General features: G+C 65.3%; 20 protein-coding genes and 2 tRNA genes. 6 read left to right on the top strand and 16 right to left on the bottom strand.

Annotation, left to right across the window (positions count from 1 at the left end; all coding sequences use genetic code 11):
• The first annotated feature begins 4 nt into the window (after nt 1-4).
• Nucleotides 5-80, top strand: a tRNA-Thr gene (locus SJY12_RS00765).
• Nucleotides 81-95: 15 nt separating this feature from the next.
• On the opposite strand, the gene SJY12_RS00760 is transcribed toward SJY12_RS00765, so the two are convergent.
• From SJY12_RS00760 to SJY12_RS00720, 9 genes are all read right to left on the bottom strand, one after another.
• Nucleotides 96-851, bottom strand: coding sequence for a phosphoadenylyl-sulfate reductase (locus SJY12_RS00760; RefSeq protein WP_050600204.1), 756 nt, complete (start codon nt 849-851; stop codon nt 96-98).
• Nucleotides 848-1,273: a DUF934 domain-containing protein gene (locus tag SJY12_RS00755; protein ID WP_050600203.1), complete on the bottom strand. Its 426-nt coding sequence runs from the start codon at nt 1,271-1,273 to the stop codon at nt 848-850. Before SJY12_RS00755 ends, SJY12_RS00760 begins: the two co-directional genes overlap by 4 nt.
• On the bottom strand, nt 1,266-2,900 hold the full coding sequence (locus tag SJY12_RS00750) for a nitrite/sulfite reductase (RefSeq protein ID WP_397505675.1): 1,635 nt from the start codon (nt 2,898-2,900) through the stop codon (nt 1,266-1,268). The genes SJY12_RS00755 and SJY12_RS00750 overlap by 8 nt, the downstream gene beginning before the upstream one ends.
• Nucleotides 2,900-3,196: a DUF2849 domain-containing protein gene (locus SJY12_RS00745; RefSeq protein ID WP_063505894.1), complete on the bottom strand. Its 297-nt coding sequence runs from the start codon at nt 3,194-3,196 to the stop codon at nt 2,900-2,902. Before SJY12_RS00745 ends, SJY12_RS00750 begins: the two co-directional genes overlap by 1 nt.
• Nucleotides 3,193-3,951: a uroporphyrinogen-III C-methyltransferase gene (gene cobA / locus SJY12_RS00740; RefSeq protein WP_397505674.1), complete on the bottom strand. Its 759-nt coding sequence runs from the start codon at nt 3,949-3,951 to the stop codon at nt 3,193-3,195. Before cobA ends, SJY12_RS00745 begins: the two co-directional genes overlap by 4 nt.
• Nucleotides 3,952-4,047: 96 nt before the next feature.
• Entirely contained in the window at nt 4,048-5,115 is a 1,068-nt protein-coding gene (locus SJY12_RS00735) for a mechanosensitive ion channel family protein (RefSeq protein ID WP_397505673.1), read from the bottom strand.
• A 2-nt stretch (nt 5,116-5,117) separates the two neighbouring features.
• A complete protein-coding gene (metC, locus tag SJY12_RS00730; protein WP_397505672.1) occupies nt 5,118-6,329 on the bottom strand; it encodes a cystathionine beta-lyase in 1,212 nt (403 codons plus the stop codon).
• A 2-nt stretch (nt 6,330-6,331) separates the two neighbouring features.
• Nucleotides 6,332-7,165 carry a sulfurtransferase gene (locus tag SJY12_RS00725; protein WP_050600197.1) on the bottom strand — a complete coding sequence of 278 codons (834 nt, stop codon included), beginning with the start codon at nt 7,163-7,165 and terminating at the stop codon, nt 6,332-6,334.
• Nucleotides 7,166-7,202: 37 nt separating this feature from the next.
• On the bottom strand, nt 7,203-8,324 hold the full coding sequence (locus SJY12_RS00720) for a hypothetical protein (RefSeq protein ID WP_397505671.1): 1,122 nt from the start codon (nt 8,322-8,324) through the stop codon (nt 7,203-7,205).
• Between the two features lie 119 nt (nt 8,325-8,443).
• Here SJY12_RS00720 and queF point away from each other — a divergent pair, with 119 nt between their 5' ends.
• Complete coding sequence (gene queF, locus SJY12_RS00715; protein WP_397505670.1) at nt 8,444-8,902, top strand: preQ(1) synthase; 459 nt, start codon at nt 8,444-8,446, stop codon at nt 8,900-8,902.
• Between the two features lie 69 nt (nt 8,903-8,971).
• Here the strand turns inward: queF and SJY12_RS00710 are convergent.
• Nucleotides 8,972-9,061: transfer RNA gene (locus tag SJY12_RS00710), tRNA-Ser, on the bottom strand.
• 162 nt (nt 9,062-9,223) lie between these two features.
• Here SJY12_RS00710 and hspQ point away from each other — a divergent pair.
• Nucleotides 9,224-9,604 (top strand): heat shock protein HspQ, encoded by a 381-nt coding sequence (hspQ, locus tag SJY12_RS00705; protein WP_050600194.1) that lies wholly within the window; start codon nt 9,224-9,226, stop codon nt 9,602-9,604.
• Nucleotides 9,605-9,622: 18 nt separating this feature from the next.
• Here the strand turns inward: hspQ and SJY12_RS00700 are convergent, their stop codons facing one another.
• Complete coding sequence (locus tag SJY12_RS00700) at nt 9,623-10,522, bottom strand: ABC transporter permease (RefSeq protein WP_397505669.1); 900 nt, start codon at nt 10,520-10,522, stop codon at nt 9,623-9,625.
• 70 nt (nt 10,523-10,592) lie between these two features.
• On the opposite strand from SJY12_RS00700, the gene SJY12_RS00695 reads away from it, so the two are divergent.
• The 3 genes from SJY12_RS00695 to SJY12_RS00685 all read left to right on the top strand — a co-directional run bounded on the left by SJY12_RS00695 (nt 10,593) and on the right by SJY12_RS00685 (nt 13,188).
• Entirely contained in the window at nt 10,593-11,288 is a 696-nt protein-coding gene (locus SJY12_RS00695; RefSeq protein ID WP_397505668.1) for a GcrA family cell cycle regulator, read from the top strand.
• A 127-nt stretch (nt 11,289-11,415) separates the two neighbouring features.
• Nucleotides 11,416-12,600, top strand: coding sequence for a diguanylate cyclase (locus SJY12_RS00690; RefSeq protein ID WP_160767566.1), 1,185 nt, complete (start codon nt 11,416-11,418; stop codon nt 12,598-12,600).
• A gap of 66 nt (nt 12,601-12,666) precedes the next feature.
• Entirely contained in the window at nt 12,667-13,188 is a 522-nt protein-coding gene (locus SJY12_RS00685) for a DUF1993 family protein (RefSeq protein WP_397505667.1), read from the top strand.
• On the opposite strand, the gene SJY12_RS00680 is transcribed toward SJY12_RS00685, so the two are convergent.
• The 5 genes from SJY12_RS00680 to SJY12_RS00660 all read right to left on the bottom strand — a co-directional run bounded on the left by SJY12_RS00680 (nt 13,185) and on the right by SJY12_RS00660 (nt 18,423).
• Nucleotides 13,185-13,865 carry a spermidine synthase gene (locus tag SJY12_RS00680; protein ID WP_397505666.1) on the bottom strand — a complete coding sequence of 227 codons (681 nt, stop codon included), beginning with the start codon at nt 13,863-13,865 and terminating at the stop codon, nt 13,185-13,187. The genes SJY12_RS00685 and SJY12_RS00680 overlap by 4 nt on opposite strands.
• A gap of 67 nt (nt 13,866-13,932) precedes the next feature.
• A complete protein-coding gene (gene pnp / locus SJY12_RS00675) occupies nt 13,933-16,209 on the bottom strand; it encodes a polyribonucleotide nucleotidyltransferase (RefSeq protein WP_341859295.1) in 2,277 nt (758 codons plus the stop codon).
• Between the two features lie 173 nt (nt 16,210-16,382).
• A complete protein-coding gene (gene rpsO / locus SJY12_RS00670; RefSeq protein WP_050600188.1) occupies nt 16,383-16,652 on the bottom strand; it encodes a 30S ribosomal protein S15 in 270 nt (89 codons plus the stop codon).
• Between the two features lie 5 nt (nt 16,653-16,657).
• A complete protein-coding gene (truB, locus tag SJY12_RS00665; protein ID WP_397505665.1) occupies nt 16,658-17,734 on the bottom strand; it encodes a tRNA pseudouridine(55) synthase TruB in 1,077 nt (358 codons plus the stop codon).
• Nucleotides 17,731-18,423: a site-2 protease family protein gene (locus tag SJY12_RS00660; protein ID WP_397505664.1), complete on the bottom strand. Its 693-nt coding sequence runs from the start codon at nt 18,421-18,423 to the stop codon at nt 17,731-17,733. The genes truB and SJY12_RS00660 overlap by 4 nt, the downstream gene beginning before the upstream one ends.
• Between the last annotated feature and the right edge of the window lie 7 nt (nt 18,424-18,430).

The following is an 18,430-nucleotide window of genomic DNA, read 5'->3' as shown; positions in this document are numbered from 1 at the left end:
GGGCGCCGGCTTAGCTCAGTTGGTAGAGCAGTTGATTTGTAATCATCAGGCCGGGGGTTCGAATCCTCCAGCCGGCACCAGCACCGCCCACCGGATCAGAGGAAGGGTTCCTCGCCCGGCTTGTGGATCCCGCATTCGACCTTGTCCCAGCCCGACCAGCGGCCCGCGCGCGGGTCTTCGCCCTCGCCGACCTGGCGCGTGCACGGCGAGCAGCCGATGCTGGGAAAGCCGCGATCGACCAGCGGATGGCGCGGCAGGTCATGCGTCTCGAAATAGGCCGCGATGTCCTCTGCCGACCAGTCGATCAGCGGGTTGATCTTGAGCCGGCCCTGCACATCGGCCGAATCCACTTCGAAGCGCGGCAGATTGGCGCGCGTCGCCGACTGGAACGCCTTGCGTCCGGTGAAGCTGGCATCGAAATTGGCGAGCGCCTTTTCCAGCGGCTTGACCTTGCGCAGTTCGCAGCAGCCATCGGGATCGTACGACCAGCGCAGCCCGGTATCGTCGCGCGTCTGCAGATCGGCGATCTCGGGATAGAGATCGACGCGGTTGAGCCCGAGCCGCTCGGTCAGCTCGTCACGGTAGGCGAGCGTTTCGGGGAAATGCTTGCCGGTATCGAGGAACAGCACGGGCACGGTCGAATCGACCTGCGCGATCAGATGCAGCAGAACCGCGCTCTCGGCCCCGAAGCTCGACACCACGGCGGTATCGCCGACCAGGTTTCCCTCGATCACCGCGCGCAGCCATTCCTCGGTCTCGGTCCCGCGGAACATGCGGTTGAGACGAATCGCATCCTGCTCGGTGAAACGGGGACCCACGTCGATCCGGTCGATGGCGCGCAGACGGTTCATGGGTGCCGCTTGGTCCAGATCGGGGTGCGGTCGTCCGCCGCGTTCTGGTACACTTCTGGCCATCGCTCGAAAGCGGCCTTCACATCGTCCATGTCGAATTGCTGATCGGGCTCGAACGCATCGAAGCCGCAGCGGCGCATATAGGCCAGCTGGTCGACCAGCACGTCGCCCACTGCGCGCAATTCGCCCTCGTAGCCCGCCTCGCGCAGCATCCGTGCCGAGGAGTAACCGCGGCCGTCGCCAAATGCGGGGAAGTTGACCTCGACCAGCGCCAGCCGCTGGAGATGCGGCAGCAATTCACGCGTGTCGTCGCCTGGTTCGATACGCACGGCCTGCGCATTCGACTGGTCGACGAAAGCGTCCACCGTCACGGCGGGATGGTCGACCGGTTGGTCGTCGCGATAGCGTAGCGTCTCAGCCATAGAGCGCCTCCTTGAAGGGGTTCATGCCGATGCGGCGGTACGTATCGAGAAAGCGTTCGCCGTCCTGGCGTTCGCGTTCGAAGACGGTGGTCACGGTTTCGACTGCATCGACGATGCCGTCTTCGCTGAAACCGGGACCGGTGATCTTGGCCAGGCTGGCATCCTGCGCCTCGCTGCCGCCGAGCAGGAGCTGGTAGTTCTCCACCCCCTTACGGTCGACGCCGAGGATGCCGATGTGGCCCGCATGGTGATGCCCGCAGGCATTTATGCAGCCCGAAATCTTGAGCTTGAGTTCGCCCAGCGTCCCGGTCTTGCCATTGGCGGCGAAGCGTTCGGATATGCGCTGCGCGATCGGGATCGACCGGGCATTGGCGAGGCTGCAATAGTCGAGCCCCGGGCAGGCGATGATGTCCTCGACCGTATCGAGGTTCGGGCTGCCCAGCCCCGCTTCGTCGAGCGCTGTCCACAGCGCGTGCAGATCGGCCTTGCGGACATGCGGCAGCACGATGTTCTGCGTATGCATCACACGCAGTTCGTCGAAGCTGTAATCCTTCGCCAGATCGGCCATCAGGCGCATCTGTTCGGCGGTCGCATCGCCGGGGATGCCGCCCACCGGCTTGAGGCTGATCACCGCCGAGACATAGCCCGCTTCCTTGTGCGCGACCGTGTTGCGGTCGACCCATACGGCGAAATCGGGGTCGCTGCGGTCGATCTCCTCGCTTGCGCCGGCTTCGAACAGTGGGTCCTCGAAATAGGTCCGGATCCGTTCGAGCTCGGCGAAGGGCGGTTCGACGCCTTCTTCCAGCAGGTGGGCGTATTCCGCCTCGACCTGGCGCGTGTATTCTTCCGCGCCCATCTCGTGGACGAGGATCTTGATCCGCGCCTTGTACTTGTTGTCGCGGCGGCCATAGCGGTTGTAGACCCGCAGGCACGCCTCGGCATAGGTGACCAGCCGGTCGAGCGGGACGAAGCGGTTGATGCACGGCGCGATCATCGGCGTGCGTCCCATGCCGCCGCCGACGTAGAAGGCAGCGCCCAGTTCACCCGCATCGTTCTCGACGATCTGGATACCGATATCGTGCAAGCGCATCGCGGCGCGGTCGGTGTCGCTGGCGATCACCGCGATCTTGAACTTGCGCGGCAGATAGCTGAATTCGGGATGGAAGCTCGACCACTGGCGCAGCAGCTCGGCATAGGGCCGCGGATCGACCACCTCGTCCGCAGTAGCGCCCGCAAAGTGATCCGAGCTGATATTGCGGATGCAATTGCCGCTGGTCTGGATGGCGTGCATTTCGACCTTGGCCAGATCGGCCAGGATATCGCCGGCATCCTCCAGCTTGATCCAGTTGTACTGGATGTTCTGCCGCGTGGTGAAATGGCCGTAACCGCGATCATACTTGTCCGCGATATCGGCCAGCGCGTGCATCTGCTGGCTGTTCAGAGTGCCATAGGGGATCGCCACCCGCAGCATGTAGGCGTGGAGCTGCAGATAGAGCCCGTTCATCAGCCGGAGCGGCTTGAACTGGTCTTCGGTCAGCTTGCCTTCGAGACGGCGGCGCGCCTGGTCGCGGAATTCCTCCACGCGGGCATCGACCATCGCCTGGTCGTATTGGTCGTATTTGTACATCAGATCACCCAGTTACCGATTTCGGGATCAGCAGGCTTGAGGGTCAGGTCGGGACGGACGGTCGGGCCAAGCGCACGAACGCGCTCCTTGATATGCGACGGCCGGGGGCTGCCATCCTGCAGTTCGGCGTCCACTGCATAAGGCGAATTGACGCGCCGAGCGGCCTCTTCGCGGCGCGCGATCTCGTCTTCGCTACCTGCCACATCGGCCGCATCCTCGACGTGGATCGACCAGTCGCTGCCGGTCCACCAGGTCACCGCGCCGGTCTTCAAATCGTTTCCGGTAAGCAATCTCATCGTGCCGCCTCCTGCGCGGCAACCGCCAGGGCGACATCGTCGCGCGCGGTCACTTCACCAATCACGATCAGCGCAGGGCTGACCACCTTTTCATGTTCCACCAGATCGGGCAGCCCGGCGAGCAGGCCGCGCAGCACGCGCATGTCGGGGCGCGTGCCGTTCTCGATCACCGCCACCGGCATGTCGGGCGACAGCCCGTCTTCCATCAGTTTCTCGGCGATCTGCGGCGCGGTCTTCACGCCCATGTAGATCACCAGCGTCCGGCCCTTGCCGGCAAGCCCCGCCCAGTCCTGGTCCTTCAGACCCTTGCACTGGCCGGCCACGAAGCTGACAATGCTCGACGCGTCGCGATGCGTCAGCGCGATCTGTGCCGCCGCCGCGGCCCCGTTGGCCGCGCTGATCCCGGGCACCACCTCCACCGCAACGCCGGCAGCGCGGGCGACTTCGGCTTCCTCGCCGCCGCGGCCGAACACGAACGGGTCCCCGCCCTTGAGCCGCACGATGTCCTGGCCCGAACGGGCCACGCGGACCAGCAGTTCGCTGATCTCTTCCTGCGGCAAGGTGTGATGCGAACGGCGCTTGGCCACGCTGATCAGCTGCGCATCGCCGCGCGCAAGTGCAAGGATCGCAGGGTCGACCAGTCCGTCATGGACGATCACCCGCGCTCTCTCGATCAGCCGCGCAGCGCGCAGCGTCAGGAGATCGGGATCGCCCGGTCCCGCGCCGACGAGATAGATGGTTCCGGTCTGTGCCATGTTTGCAAGATGCGAGGGGCACGGCCGTTGCGCCAATCAGAATGCGTGTCCGGCTAGGAAGGCGAGATTTGAAACCGACGCTGTGCGCGCGGCAACCTATTCTTTCGCGCTGCCCGCAGGCTTGCGCCCCTGCACCATGAGCTCGGCCAGCCGCTCAAGCTGGTCGCTGCCGCGAATATGCAGGTCGCGTTGCGGGAACGGGATCTCGATGCCGTTGTCCTTGAACAGCCACCACAGCTTCTTGAGCACCGCGCTGCGCACGTTGCCGACCCCGTCCTCGGGGTCGGTAATCCAGCAATGGATCACGAAATTGACCGAGCTGTCGCCATATTCGCTCATCCAGACCGTCGGCGGCGGCGCGCTCAGCACCCGGTCGCAGGACTTCGCCGCCTCGAGCATCAGTTCCTCGGCCAGCTTCATGTCGGCTTCGTAACTCACCCCGACCGGCACCTGCATCCGCACGTTCTTGGACGAATAGGACCAGTTCTCGACCTGGTTGATCATCAGGTTTTCGTTCGGAATCAGATATTCGCGCTGGTCGCGCGTGGTCACCGAGACCGCGCGGATGCCGATCTTGCGAATCTGGCCGAAGCTCTCGTTGCCCGCCAGATCGGCCACCGCAATCACATCGCCCGGCTTGATCGACCGGTCCATCAGCAGGATGATCCCTGCGATCAGATTGCCGAAGGTCTTCTGCAGGCCGAAACCGATCGCCAGACCGAAGGCGCCCGAAAACACCGCCAGTGCGGTCAGATCGATCCCGAGCAGGTCGATTCCGAGGAAGAAGGCGGCGGCCCAGACGATGATCGTGATCACCTTCTCGACCAGCAATTGCTGCGCCTCGTCGAGCCGGGTCATGCGGCGGACCAGGCGCCGGCTCATCCGGCTGGCAAACCATGCAAGGAACAGGATGCCTACGATCACCGCGGCAACGACCAGCACGTCGAACAGCGAGATGCGGAAATCGCCGAACGACAGCGCCACGGTATCGACCGTGTCGATGACCGAGCCGACAGTCTCGCTCTGCGAACTCAGCGCTTCCTTGGCGCCTTCGGCCGCGGCGACCGAGCTTTCCTCGACCACCGGCTCGGCCAGGTTCCATGCCTGTTCGACCGCAGGTGTCGCAGCGGTCGGTTCGGCGGCGGGAGGGGTTTCGCCTTGCACGTCTATCCTTCGTTAAGCGCCGCGAAACCGCGGTCGAGATCGGCGATCAGATCGGCGGGGTCTTCCAGCCCGATCGACAGCCGTATGCCATGGCGGTCCGCTTCCCTCCAGCCCGGCTTGGGCCAGGGCATCGCAGAACGCACCGGTTCGACGTCGAACGGCAGGGCGAGGCTTTCGAACCCGCCCCAGCTGTAACCGATGCCGAACAGTTCCAGCCGATCGACCAGCCGGCACCGCGCGGCATCGTCCCCGCCCTTGAGCACGAAACTGAACAGACCGCAGCCGCCGGTAAAATCGCGTTGCCAGATGTCGTGGCCGGGCGCACCGGGAAGCAGGGGCGACAGCACATGCGCCACCTCGCCGCGCGCATCGAGCCATTCGGCGATCGCCAGCGCGGTCGCGGTCTGGCGCTCGAGACGCACGCCCATCGTCCTCAGCCCGCGCAGCACCAGCGCGGCATCGTCAGGCGACACGACATGGCCCAGCCGTTGCGCACCAAGCCGCAGACGGCGATACCAGCGCTCGCCCGCGCTGGCGGCACCCATCATGACGTCCGAATGGCCGCCGACATGCTTGGTCAGCGCGGTGATGGCGATATCGCAGCCATGCTCGAGAGCGGGAAATCCGAGCGCGGTGGCCCAGGTGTTGTCGATCAGGCTGACGGCTCCCCTTTCGCGCGCGATGGCCGCCAGCGCGGGAATATCGCAGACCTCCATCGTGAGGCTACCCGGCACTTCCAGCATGACCGCGCGCGTGCGGTCGCAGAATGCCCCGGCAAAGGCTTCATGGTCGAGCGGATCGAAGAAGCGGTGCTCGATACCGAGATCCTTCAGCAGGCCCGTGGCCGCGCTGCGCGTGGGATCATAGGCATTATCCGCCACCAGCAGCACATCGCCGCTGCGCAGGACCGTGAGCAACGCGCCGACCAGCGCGGCGAGACCGCTGGGATAGAGGACGGTGCCGGCGGCCCCCGGCTCGAGCGCGGTAAGCGCTTCGGAGAGCGCCCATTGCGTGGGCGATCCGCGGCGGCCGTAAAAGAACTGCCCATCGCGGTTGTCGCTCTTGCGCGCGCGCAATGCGGCGCAGTCGGGGTAGAGATGCGTGCTCGCGCGCCACACGGGCGGGTTGACCACATCGCTGGCGAAATCGCCCGATCGCCCGCTGGTCACCAGCCGTGTCGCCGCGCGATGGGTGCTGTCATCTACCCCTGCCATGTCTATCGCCCGCTCCCCGCCTGCTTGGGCGTTTGCGGATCCTCCCCCCATTCCAGCCAGCTGCCATCGTATAGCGCGGTATCGTCCTTGCCCGCGAGGTGAAGCCCGAAGGACAGCACCGCTGCGGTCATGCCGCTGTTGCAGCTCGTGACGACCGGACGGTCAAGATCGATGCCGGCGCTTTGGAAAAGACCAGCGATTTCCGCTGGCGTACGATAGGTGCCCGCTTCGGTCAGTAACTGCGTGAAATGCACGTTCGCGGCGCCCGGGATATGGCCCCGCGATCCGCTTCCTTCTTCGCCGGCAAAGCGCGCCGCGTCGCGCGCATCGACCACCTGTTCGGCCGCGCTGGCGCAGTTGGCGAGGATATCCTCTTTGCTGCGCACGCCGGCAGCACGCTTGGGCACCGGGAAATCGACCGGGCTGCCGGAAACCCCGCCGCTTTCGAGCGCGCGCCCCTCGGCGGTCCACTTGGCCAACCCGCCATCGAGGATCGCCACTTGAGCGAAGCCGTACAGCCGGAAGATGTACCACGCGCGGGCCGCGCTGCGGATCGGGCTGTCGTCATACAGCACGACCCGGTACGACGGTGCCACCCCGAGCTGCCCCAGCCGCGCCGCGAATTGTTCGGGACTTGGCAGGGCCTTGGGTACCGGCGAACCGGGATCGACGAAGCTGACAAGGTCGAGAAACCGCGCGCCGGGCACATGCGCCGCCGCGAAATCCTGCGCCGCCTGGCGCGGACTGTCGGGCAGATGCATCGACGCATCGAGAACCACGAGGTCCGCAGCGCCGAGCTGGTCGGCAAGCCATTGGGTCGAAACGAGACTGTCCATCGCCAACCGGGTAGCGCGGCGGCCCGGCGAAGTCGAGTTAGGCGAGCTCGCGCTGCGCGACCGGGCTATAGCTGCGCGGCCCTTCGTCGAGCCGGATGGGCTGCACGCGGCTGCTGCCGGGCGCGGTCTGTCCGACGACGAAGGTCCGCAACAACGCATCCCCGCCGCGCGCCGAGATACGCATGCGCAGCAAGGGGACCAGCAACGGATGCCGTCCCTGCCGGATCACCTGCGCCTGTGCGAGCGCAAGCTGCACCTGTCCGTCGAGCGTGATGCTCTGCCCGGGCGCCAGCCGCGGGACGGCATGGCGCTCTTCAAGCGCGGTTTCGGCGGTCGCGACCTGCTGGTCCATCGGTGCCTGGGCATGAGCCGACACCAGATCGAGCCCGACGCCGATCGCGCCGAGCGGCGCCTCGCTGCGGTTGGTCAGGGTCAGCCGGTATTTGACTGTTACGAAAGCGGCGCTGCGGATGATCTTGTCGGGCTCGACGAACAGTCGGAGGGCGTCCCCCAGCGCCGCCGGACCGGCGGGCGGAGCGCTGCGGACAACCGGGCGCTGGATTTCGGGGACGTGCCGGCGCCGGCGGCGACGCCAGGCGGCGAAGCCTGCGCCGAGCAGCGCCAGCAACACTGCACCGCCCGCAAGCGGCAGCCACGGGGTCCGCCCGGCCTCTTCGTTCGCAGCGGGCTCTGGTAGCGGTCCCTCGGGCACTGCGGATTCTGCGACGGACGAAGCCGCGCGTGTATCGCTCGCGGGGTCCTCGACCGATGGCGGCTCGTCCGGCGCGGAGCTCATGGCCGCCGCTTCACCTGGATCCAGCGCAGGCGGCGTCACCGCAGGCAGCGGCGTAGCGCGCGGGGATGGCTGGGTGACCGGGGCGCGCGGCGCCCTGTCTCCGGATGGCCCGGGTGCCGGTGACAGCGTCGGAGCCGGGCCCGGCGCGGCGGTGGGGCTCGCTGTCGGCGCTTGAGTCGGGGTTGCGAGGACGCGCGGGCGAATCTCGACCCCGCTGCGCGTATCCGCGGGCCCTTGCACCTGCGGGGTGGCGCTGGGCGTCGGCGCGGGTTCGAGCGTGAAATCATTGACCGATTGTGCCTGCGCCATGGCCGGCAGCGCTGCGGCGAGTGCAATCAACGGGATACGGGTGACAAATGCCATTGCGGGTCGTTACGTAAGAAAGGGACCGCGAGTGTGCGGGGCGGCGGTGAATAGGTACTGAAGCGCGGGCTTCCAAGCCCCGCCTTGCGCTGCGCCGCGCTTCGCGGCAGGAGCGCGGCATGAGCGACACACCTGCCCCCAAGTTCCTTGGCGCGAACACCGCGCTGCCCGCCTCGCCCGAAGAGGCCGAACTCGACTACGTCCCCAATCCGCGCGCCGGCCAGTTGTATATGGTCCGCTTCGCCGCGCCCGAATTCACCTCGCTGTGCCCGGTGACCGGCCAGCCCGACTTCGCGCATCTGGTGATCGATTACGCGCCGGGGGAAACCATCGTCGAATTGAAGAGCCTCAAGCTGTTCCTCGGCTCGTTCCGCAACCATTGCGGTTTCCATGAGGACGTGACCGTGGGGATCGGCCAGCGGCTATTCTACGAAATGCAGCCGCAATGGCTGCGCATCGGCGGATACTGGTATCCGCGCGGCGGCATCCCGATCGACGTCTTCTGGCAAAGCGGCGCACCGCCGGCGGCCCTGTGGCTGCCCGACCAGGGCGTTTCATCCTATCGCGGACGCGGCTGACACACGGACATCAGGCACGCATTCGCCGGCGGATGCGTGCCCTAAGGTTTGGATTGTCGAGAAATCCCGTGGCGGAGAGGGTGGGATTCGAACCCACGGTACTGTTGCCAGTACACTGCATTTCGAGTGCAGCGCATTCGACCTCTCTGCCACCTCTCCGCATATGTCGGGTGCGCTTCGGGCCCAGGGCCCCGGTCGAAGCAAGGCGCGCCGATTAGCCGAGCGCCTGTGCCTTGCCAAGCCCCTTTTCGTCAGAATTCGGGGGAAGCTTCGCCAATCGCCATTGTAAGCAGGCGCCTGGACCCCATATCGTCGCTTCTCATGGAACGAGCACAGTATTTCTCCGCCCAGGCCGGTCGCACCATCGATGTGCCGCGCCGCGTCAAGAGCCGCTTCGCCATCGGTGACGTGGTCAAGCACCGCGTGTTCGATTTCCGCGGCGTGATTTTCGATATCGACCCGGTCTTCGCCAACAGCGACGAATGGTACGAGGCGATCCCCGAGGATATCCGCCCCGATCGCAACCAGCCGTTCTACCACCTGCTCGCCGAAAGCGACGACAGCGATTACGTCGCCTACGTCAGCCAACAGAACTTGGTGACGGATTCGGTTTCGGGGCCGGTGTCGCACCCCGATGTGCACCAGTATTTCGAACAGTTCGAAAACGGGCGCTACCGCATGCGGGTCAGCCTGACCCACTGAGCGGCGCGCGGCGAACGATCAGTTCTTGATCTTCCAGCCCGACTTCAGGATCCGGTAGGTGGCGAAGGCCAGCACTGCGTTGAGCGCGAACAGGCCCAGCGCGGCCATCGTCACCGCCGCCGCATCGCCGATGTCGCTGCGTCCGAGAAAGCCGTAGCGAAAGCCCGAGATCACGTAGAAGAAGGGATTGGCGCGGCTGACCGCCTGGAAGGTCGGTGCAAGCCGGTCGATGACGTAGAACGTCCCCGACAGCATCGCCAGCGGCGCGACGACGAAATTGGTCACCGCGGCATTGTGGTCGAATTTCTCCGCCCAGATCGATGCGAGAAGGCCAAGCAGCGCGAGCATCATCGCGCCCATCAGCCCGAACCACACCACCGCCCAGGGATGCGCCATCGCGAGGCTCACTCCGGGATACAGCATCATTGCCCCCGCGACGACGAAGCCGACCGCCACTGCGCGGGTCATCGCTGCCCCCACGATACCGCACATCAGTTCGCCTTCGGACAGCGGCGGCATCAGCAGGTCGATGATGGTCCCCTGGATCTTGCCCGAAAGCAGCGAGAAGGAGGAATTGGCGAAGGCGTTCTGCATCATCGCCATGGCAATCAGGCCGGGTGCGACGAAGGTGGGGAAATTGACGCCCAGCACCTCGCGCCCGCCCCGCCCCAGCGCGACCGAGAAGATCACGAGAAAAAGCACCGTGGTGACTGCCGGGGCCCAGATTGTCTGCGTCTGGACCTTGAGAAACCGGCGGACCTCCTTCATATAGAGGCTCCACAGGCCAATCCGGTTGATTCCGCGGATCACCGGGCGACCCCGCGGCGGAAACCTGCTCTCCCCTCCGGCATTACCTTCGACGAAGGATGCGTCCGGATGATCGCTTCCGAGCGATTTGGGCTGAGCTTGATCGACCATAGGGCGCGCCTAGGCCCAAGCGTCACGGCATGCAAGCCGCGGCGCCAAGACACGAGATACAGGACTGTACATGAGCTGGACCGACGAACGGATCGCAACGCTTAAGAAGATGTGGGAAGGCGGTTCGACCGCCAGCCAGATCGCCGACGAGCTGGGCGGGGTGAGCCGCAATGCCGTGATCGGCAAGGCGCACCGCCTCGGTCTCAAGTCGCGCCCGTCGCCGGTCAAGGCCAACGACAAGAAGAAGGCCGCCGCTGCCCCCAAGGCCGCGCCCAAGGCACCGGCGCCCAAGAAGGCGGCGAAGCCCGCAGCCAAGCCGGCCGCTGCTGCTGCGCCGGCCGCCCAGCCGGAACCGGCAGCACCGCCGCCTGCACCGCGGCAGGATGCCGGCAACCCGTCGCAGCCGATGCCGAACAAGAATTCCAACCTGCCCAAGATCGTTTCGGTCGGGCCGGGTGGCTTCCTGCGCCAGGGTCCCGGTGACCAGCAGCCCCCGATTCCCCCAGCGCCGCCGCGCCGCCTGGTCCCGGCCAAGCCGAGCCCCGAAATCGCCGACAAGACCAGCCTGCTGGATCTGTCGGACAAGGTATGCCGCTGGCCGATGGGACACCCGGGCGAACCCGATTTCCATTTCTGCGGCGAGGCCGTGAACCCCGGCTTCCCCTATTGCGTCGAACACTGCGGCCGGGCCTACCAGGCCCAGCTGCCGCGCGGCGCGCGCCGTCCCCCTCCGCCGCTGCCGTTCGGCGGACCGCGGGTACGCTAACCGAGATTTTAGCGGGTCGCTCCTCGCCTAGCCCACAACGGGACGGCGTTTACACCCAAGGACACTCGGCCACCTCCCGCAGCGCGGGGGGCGGCTTGGTGTGCGGAACCGTTGGGGGGCGGAAGAGATGGAATGGGGTAGCGTCGGTCTTGGCGCATTCTTGGGGATTGCACTGACTGTCGGGCTGCTGGCTCTAGCAGTGTATCCGTTGGTGCGGCGCAGCTTCCTGCTTTGGGCAGCATTGCGCGCGCTGTGTTTCGCGATAATGAGCGTTGCCTTGTTCCCGGTAGCGCTCACCAGCCCGACACTTGGGGGCGAATTCCGGACCGATATCGGCGAGATCGCCTTGTCGATCGCGATCGGCAGCACCGGACCGTTTCTCGCCGCCTATATCGAAAACCGGCCTCGATTTGCGCGGATCCGCTACTGGCTGCGGACCCTTTTCATCGTCGGCGTCGTCGGGGCGATCGCTACAGCATTGGCGCCGCTATGGCCGGGCTTCGACCTGGTGCACGACCTCCTTCTGCTCACGATGATCCTCGGCATGACGGCCGGTCTTGCGGCAGCCGTCCGATCAGGCAGCAGGTTCGCGCAGTATCAGGCTGTCGGCTATGCACCATTGATCATCCTCGGCTTGCTAGTCCTTGCGTATGAGTTGAGTACCGGCGCGCCCGTTCCCTATTGGCCGGTGGCCGCGCTGCTTGCGGTGCTGGTCGATTTCATGGTCACTGCTGGCGGCGTCATCAACGGCTATCTCACGGTCAAGCGCGAACGCGACGAAGCCTGGGCCGACGTCAGCGAAGCGCGGATCGCGGTCGCTACCGATCCGCTGACTGAGATAGCCAACCGACGCGGGCTCGCGCTGCGCTTTCGCGATCCCGCCCATCCGCGCCCTGCCGCGCTGGCGGTCATCGATTGCGATCATTTCAAACGCATCAATGACATGTTCGGCCACGATACCGGCGACGAGGTCCTGATCGCGGTTGCCGAGGGCCTGAAGCAGGAGAACGTATTCCCCGCCAGGCAGGGCGGAGAGGAGTTCGTCGTGCTGATCTATGGCGAGGATTATCAACGGCTGGCAGAGACCGTCCGGCGGCAGATTACCCTGTCGGTACTTGAAAAGGTCCCCGAGGTCCCCTTCCCCGTCACGGCGAGCGCCGGGCTGACCGAAGTGCGGCCGAACGATACGCTCGACAGCGCGGTCAAGCGCGGCGACGAGGCGCTCTACGCGGCGAAGGACGCCGGCAGGGACCAGCTGCTGCTGTGGCAGGACGGGAAGCATTCACAGCCGCGCCTCGTGCACGGCGTCTGACGCGATTGCCGCTGGCATCGCCGGGCATCTTGCCTATGTTCGCGCGCTTTCAGAGAGGAGACTTACATGCCGCTTTCGCTACACGCTGCCTATGTTCCGAGCGCCCTGCAAATGCTGGGGACTGCCCGCCACTTGGTCGATACAGCAGAGAAATGGTGCAGCGAGCACGATTGCGGGCATGACGATTTCATCAATGCGCGCGTGTTCGACGACATGCTGCCGTGGTCCTACCAGGTCAAATGCGTGGCCGAGCATACGCAGGGGTCGATCGAGGGCGTGCGGGCGGGGCTCTATTCGCCCGATCTCAACCCGCCGCCGATCAGCTTCGACGCGCTGCGCGAAAAGCTATCGGGCGCGCGCGAAACGCTGGAAGCGCTGACCGAAGAGGAAATGGAAGGCTGGATCGGCCAACCGATGCGGTTCGAGTTCAAGGACCGCAGCATGGGTTTCAATGCCGAGGACTTCCTGCTCACCTTCAGCCAGCCGAACTTCTATTTCCACTGCGCCACCGCCTACAACATCCTGCGGATGAAGGGCCTGCCCGTGGGCAAGATGGACTTCATGGGCCGGATGCGGATCAAGCGCTAGCGTTTGCGCGCAAACCAGATCGTGTGGCGCGGCCCCTTGTTGTTGGGCCGCGCCCGCACTTCGCGCACCTCGACGCTGAACCCGCTGTCCTTGAGCCGCTGGGTGAACTTGTGGTCGGGCGCGGCCGACCACACGGCAAGGACACCGCCGGGTCGCAGCGCATCGCGCGCCTTGCCCAGCCCGGTCTTCGTATAGATCCGGAAATTGGCATCGCGCACGATCCCGTCGGGACCGTTGTCGACATCCAGCAATATGGCGTCGTATTTCGGCGTCGTGCCGTCATTGGCATCGTCGATCAACGCCGCGACATCGCAGATCACCACTTCGCCACGCGGGTCGGACAGGCTGTCGCCGGTCAGATGCGCCAGCGGCCCTGCAGCCCATTCGAGGATGTCGGGGACGATTTCGGCCACCGTGACCGAGCCGCCTTCGGGCAGTGTCGCCAGCGCCGCGCGGTAGGTAAAGCCCATGCCATAGCCGCCGATCAGCACCCGCGGGCGCGGCGCATCCAGTTCAGCCAGCGTCAGCTCGGCCAGCTGTTCTTCGGAAAACTGCATGCGCGTCCCCATCAGCTCGTCGCGGCCAAGCATGATGATGAAATCGCGGCCGTGGCTGACCAGCGTCAGCGTTTCGCCGTCGGGGACCTGGGCAGTGGCGAGCGTTTCGCGCGGAAGCATCGTCTATTCTCCATAGCAAAGGGGGCCGCGGGCGGACCCGCGACCCCCTGTAATGCCTAGCGAAGGATCAGTCCTTCAGGAAGTCGGGCACGTGGGCTTCACCGCCCCCGTCCTTGTTCCCGCCGCCATCGCGGTCGCGGCGCGGGCCACCCCGGCCACCGCGGCGATCGCCGCCACGGCCACCACCGCCGCCACGCGGGCCACGGTCACCGCGCGGTTCGCGCGCAGGGCGGGTGTCTTCCAGCTCTTCGCCGGTTTCCTGGTCGACCACGCGCATCGACAGGCGGACCTTGCCGCGCTGGTCGATCTCGAGGACCTTGACCTTCACTTCCTGGCCTTCCGACACGACGTCGGTCGGCTTCTCGACGCGCTCGTTCTTCATCTCGCTGACATGGACGAGACCGTCCTTGCCGCCCATGAAGTTCACGAAGGCGCCGAAGTCGACGATGTTGACGACCTTGCCATTGTAGATCTTGCCGACTTCCGCCTCTTCGACGATGCCTTCGATCCACTTGCGTGCGGCTTCGATCTCGTCGGCGTTGGAGGAGCTGATCTTGATCACGCCCTCGTCGTCGATGTCGACCTTGGCGCCGGTTTCGGCAACGATCTCGCGGATCACCTTGCCGCCCGTGCCGATGACGTCGCGGATCTTCGACTTGTCGATCTGCATCGTCTCGATGCGCGGGGCGTGCTTGGAAACCTCGGTGCGGGCGCCGGTCAGCGCCTTGTTCATTTCACCGAGAATGTGTGCACGGCCGCCCTTGGCCTGCTCCAGCGCGGTCTTCATGATCTCCTGCGTGATGCCGGCGACCTTGATGTCCATCTGGAGCGAGGTGATGCCCTTTTCGGAACCGGCAACCTTGAAGTCCATGTCGCCCAGGTGATCTTCGTCACCGAGGATGTCCGACAGAACCGCAAAGTCGTCGCCTTCGAGGATCAGGCCCATGGCGATGCCCGACACCGGGCGTTCGATCGGAACGCCGGCATCCATCATCGACAGACAGCCACCGCAGACGGTCGCCATCGAGGACGAGCCGTTGGACTCGGTGATGTCCGACAGGATGCGGATGGTATAGGGGAAGTCTTCATGCTTGGGCAGCACCGGGTGCAGCGCACGCCATGCAAGCTTGCCGTGACCGGTCTCGCGGCGGCTGGTGAAGCCGAAGCGGCCCACTTCGCCGACCGAATAGGGCGGGAAGTTATAGTGCAGCATGAAGTTGTTGTACGACAGGCCTTCGAGACCGTCGATCATCTGCTCGGCATCCTTGGTGCCCAGCGTGGTGGTGCAGATCGCCTGCGTCTCACCGCGCGTGAACAGCGCCGAACCGTGCGTGCGGGGCAGCAGGCCGACCATCGCCTCGATCGGGCGGACCTGGTCGAGCTTGCGACCGTCGATGCGCTGGCCGTCCTTGAGGATGGCGCCGCGAACGATTTCCGCTTCCAGCTTCTTGACCGCCTTGTTGGCGACCATCTGCGTCTGCGCTTCTTCTTCGGCGAAGGCATCCTTGGCCTTGGCCCGCGCATCGTTGAGCGCATCCGAACGCGCCGACTTGTCGGTCAGCTTGTAGGCGGCGGCGATGTCGTCGCCGACGATGCCGCGCAGCTTTTCCTTGATCGCCGAGGTATCGTCCGAAGTGTCGATTTCCCAAGGTTCCTTGGCGGCCTGCTCGGCCAGGTCGACGATCGCGCCGATGACCTTGCGGCTTTCCTCATGCGCGAACATGACGGCGCCGAGCATTTCCTCTTCGGTCAGTTCCTTGGCTTCGGATTCGACCATCATCACCGCGTCCTGCGTTGCGGCAACGACGAGGTCGAGGCGACCTTCTTCGTCGAGCGCGCTTTCGAGGCTCGGGTTGAGTTCGTATTCGCCATTGCGGAAACCGACGCGGGCAGCACCGATCGGGCCCATGAAGGGCACGCCCGAGATGGTCAGCGCAGCCGAAGCGGCGATCATCGCGACGATATCGGGCTCGGTCTCGCCGTCATACGACAGGACCTGGCAGATCACGTTGATTTCGTTGTAGAAACCTTCGGGGAACAGCGGCCGTACGGGGCGGTCGATGAGACGCGAGGTGAGCGTTTCTTTCTCCGTGGCGCGGCCTTCGCGCTTGAAGAATCCGCCGGGAATGCGGCCCGCAGCGGAGAATTTTTCCTGGTAGTGGACGGTCAGCGGGAAGAAGTCCTGCCCTTCGCGTACACTCTTGGCGGCGGTCACGGCGCACAGCACCACGGTTTCGCCATAGGTTGCCAGAACGGCGCCGTCAGCCTGACGGGCGATGCGGCCGGTTTCGAGGGTGAGGGTCTTTCCGCCCCACTCCAGCGATACGGTTTTCGTGTCGAACATGTATTTTCCTTATGAACCCGCACGGCCTTATTGCGGTGCGGGGCCTACTGTGCCGGGTATTCCGTCCCGGTCCGGTCCGAGGCTTTTCGCGCCTCCATTTTCCAGCCCCGCGCCGTATTGCGCGCAGGCCGGATAAACAAAGGGGCGGCCTGAGCCACCCCTTCGAGAAACTCTTATTTGCGAAGACCCAGCTTCTGGATCAGCGCATTGTAACGCTCGACGTCCGTCTTCTTGAGATAGGCGAGCAGGTTGCGGCGCTTGTTGACCATCATCAGCAGACCGCGACGCGAGTGATTGTCCTTGTGGTTGGACTTGAAGTGCTCGGTCAGGTTGCGAATGCGTTCGGTCAGAATGGCGACCTGGACTTCCGGCGAACCGGTATCGCCCTTGGCCTGGGCGTTGTCCTTGATGATTTCCTGTTTCTTTTCGGCAGTAACCGACATGTATTCTACTCCGCGACATCCGGCAGGTTGAAACCCCGCACGACCTTGGCCGTGCCACCGTCGACTTCCACCAGGGCCACCGGCACATCGTGCAAGCTGGCGAGATGGAGCCCGTCGGTATGGGGCAGTTCCGACAATACCCGGCCCTGGCGGACCGCCTGCGCGCTGTCGGGATCGAGTGTCAGAACCGGGATGTCGTCCAGTCCGGCCTCGAGCGGCAAGAGAAGGTTCTCAATGGCCGCGCCCTTAGCGATTTCCTCAAGCTTGTCCAGCGAAATCGCCTGTTCCTCGCGGAACGGGCCGGCCTTGATGCGCCTGAGATAAGTGACGTGACCCAGCGTGCCAAGCGCGCGTGCGATGTCCCGTGCCAGCGACCGGATGTATGTCCCCTTGGAGACATGCGCGACCAGCGTGACGCTGTCCGCCAGTTCGAGCGGCGCCTGCGGATCGTAGGGGTCGGGCCGCCCGGCAGTGGTCTGGAATGTGCTGACGAGGCCAACACCACTATCGTCACCCCCGCGAAGGCGGGGGTCCAGCCGCCCCCGAGCGAGAGAGCTGCCCTTATCTGGATCCCCGCCATCGCGGGGATGACCGGCAAGATAAAGGTCGTGAACTGTCACGGCGCGGGTCTTCATTTCGACCGTTTCGCCGGCGCGGGCACGATCGTAGGCGCGCTTGCCGTCGATCTTCAGCGCCGAATAAGCGGGCGGCACCTGTTCGATGGGGCCGGTGAAATGGTCGAGTACGCCCGCGATCGCTGCCATTGGCGGCCGGCGATCGCTGCGCTCGGTGACCTCGCCCTCGGTATCGAGTGTAGCGGTTTCCTCGCCGAACTGGATGGTGAAGGCGTAGATCTTGTCGGCATCGAGCATGCGGCCCGCAAGCTTGGTCGCTTCGCCCAATGCGATCGGGAGCACTCCTTCGGCCAGCGGATCGAGCGTGCCGCCATGCCCGACCTTGGTCTTGGCATAGCCGCCCTGGCGCAGCACGCGCTTGACCATGCCGACCGCCTGCGTCGAACCCAGCCCGCGCGGCTTATCGAGGATCAGCCAGCCATGCGGAGGCGCCTTCCGATCGGTCATTCGGCGATCCCGCGTGCGACCCATTCGGCGATGGAGAAATAATGTTCCTGCAGCCACACCACCGGCGGCAGGACGGTGTTCTCGATCAGCCCGCTATCGGGGAATGCCCAGGTCGCGGCGATCAGGACGACGAAGAACAGCATGCCCAGCGACTGCAGCTTCTGCCAATTGCCCGCCCATTTGCGCGGCAGCAGCCCACCGACGATGTGCGAACCGTCGAAGGGGGGGATCGGCAGGAGGTTGAACAAGGCGAGGAAGACATTGATCAGGATGAATGTCCCGCCCGCAGTGACCAGCCATTCGGGCGGCATGGCGCCGGCGGCGATGATCGCCCCCGATACTGCGCCGAGCAACAGCGCGCCGACCAATGCCAACACGAGATTGGTGCCCGGCCCGGCGGCCGCCACCGCGACCATGCCGAACCGCGGATCGCGCAGCCGTTCGCCGCGCACCGGGACGGGCTTGGCCCAGCCGAAGATCGGCCCGCCGAACAGCGCCAGCGCTCCGGGCACCAGCAGCGTGCCGATCGGGTCGACATGGCGGATCGGGTTGAGCGACAGCCGCCGCTGTTCCTTGGCGGTGGGATCGCCCAGTGCCAGCGCGACCCAGCCATGCGCCACCTCGTGAAACACGATGGCGACAATCAGGCACGGGATGAGAATCACCGCGAGAAGAAGCGTTTCAGTCATGGCAGGC

This window comes from Qipengyuania sp. R86523 (assembly GCF_044596365.1).
GTDB lineage: Bacteria > Pseudomonadota > Alphaproteobacteria > Sphingomonadales > Sphingomonadaceae > Qipengyuania > Qipengyuania citrea.
This window is presented reverse-complemented; position numbering and strand designations above follow the sequence as displayed.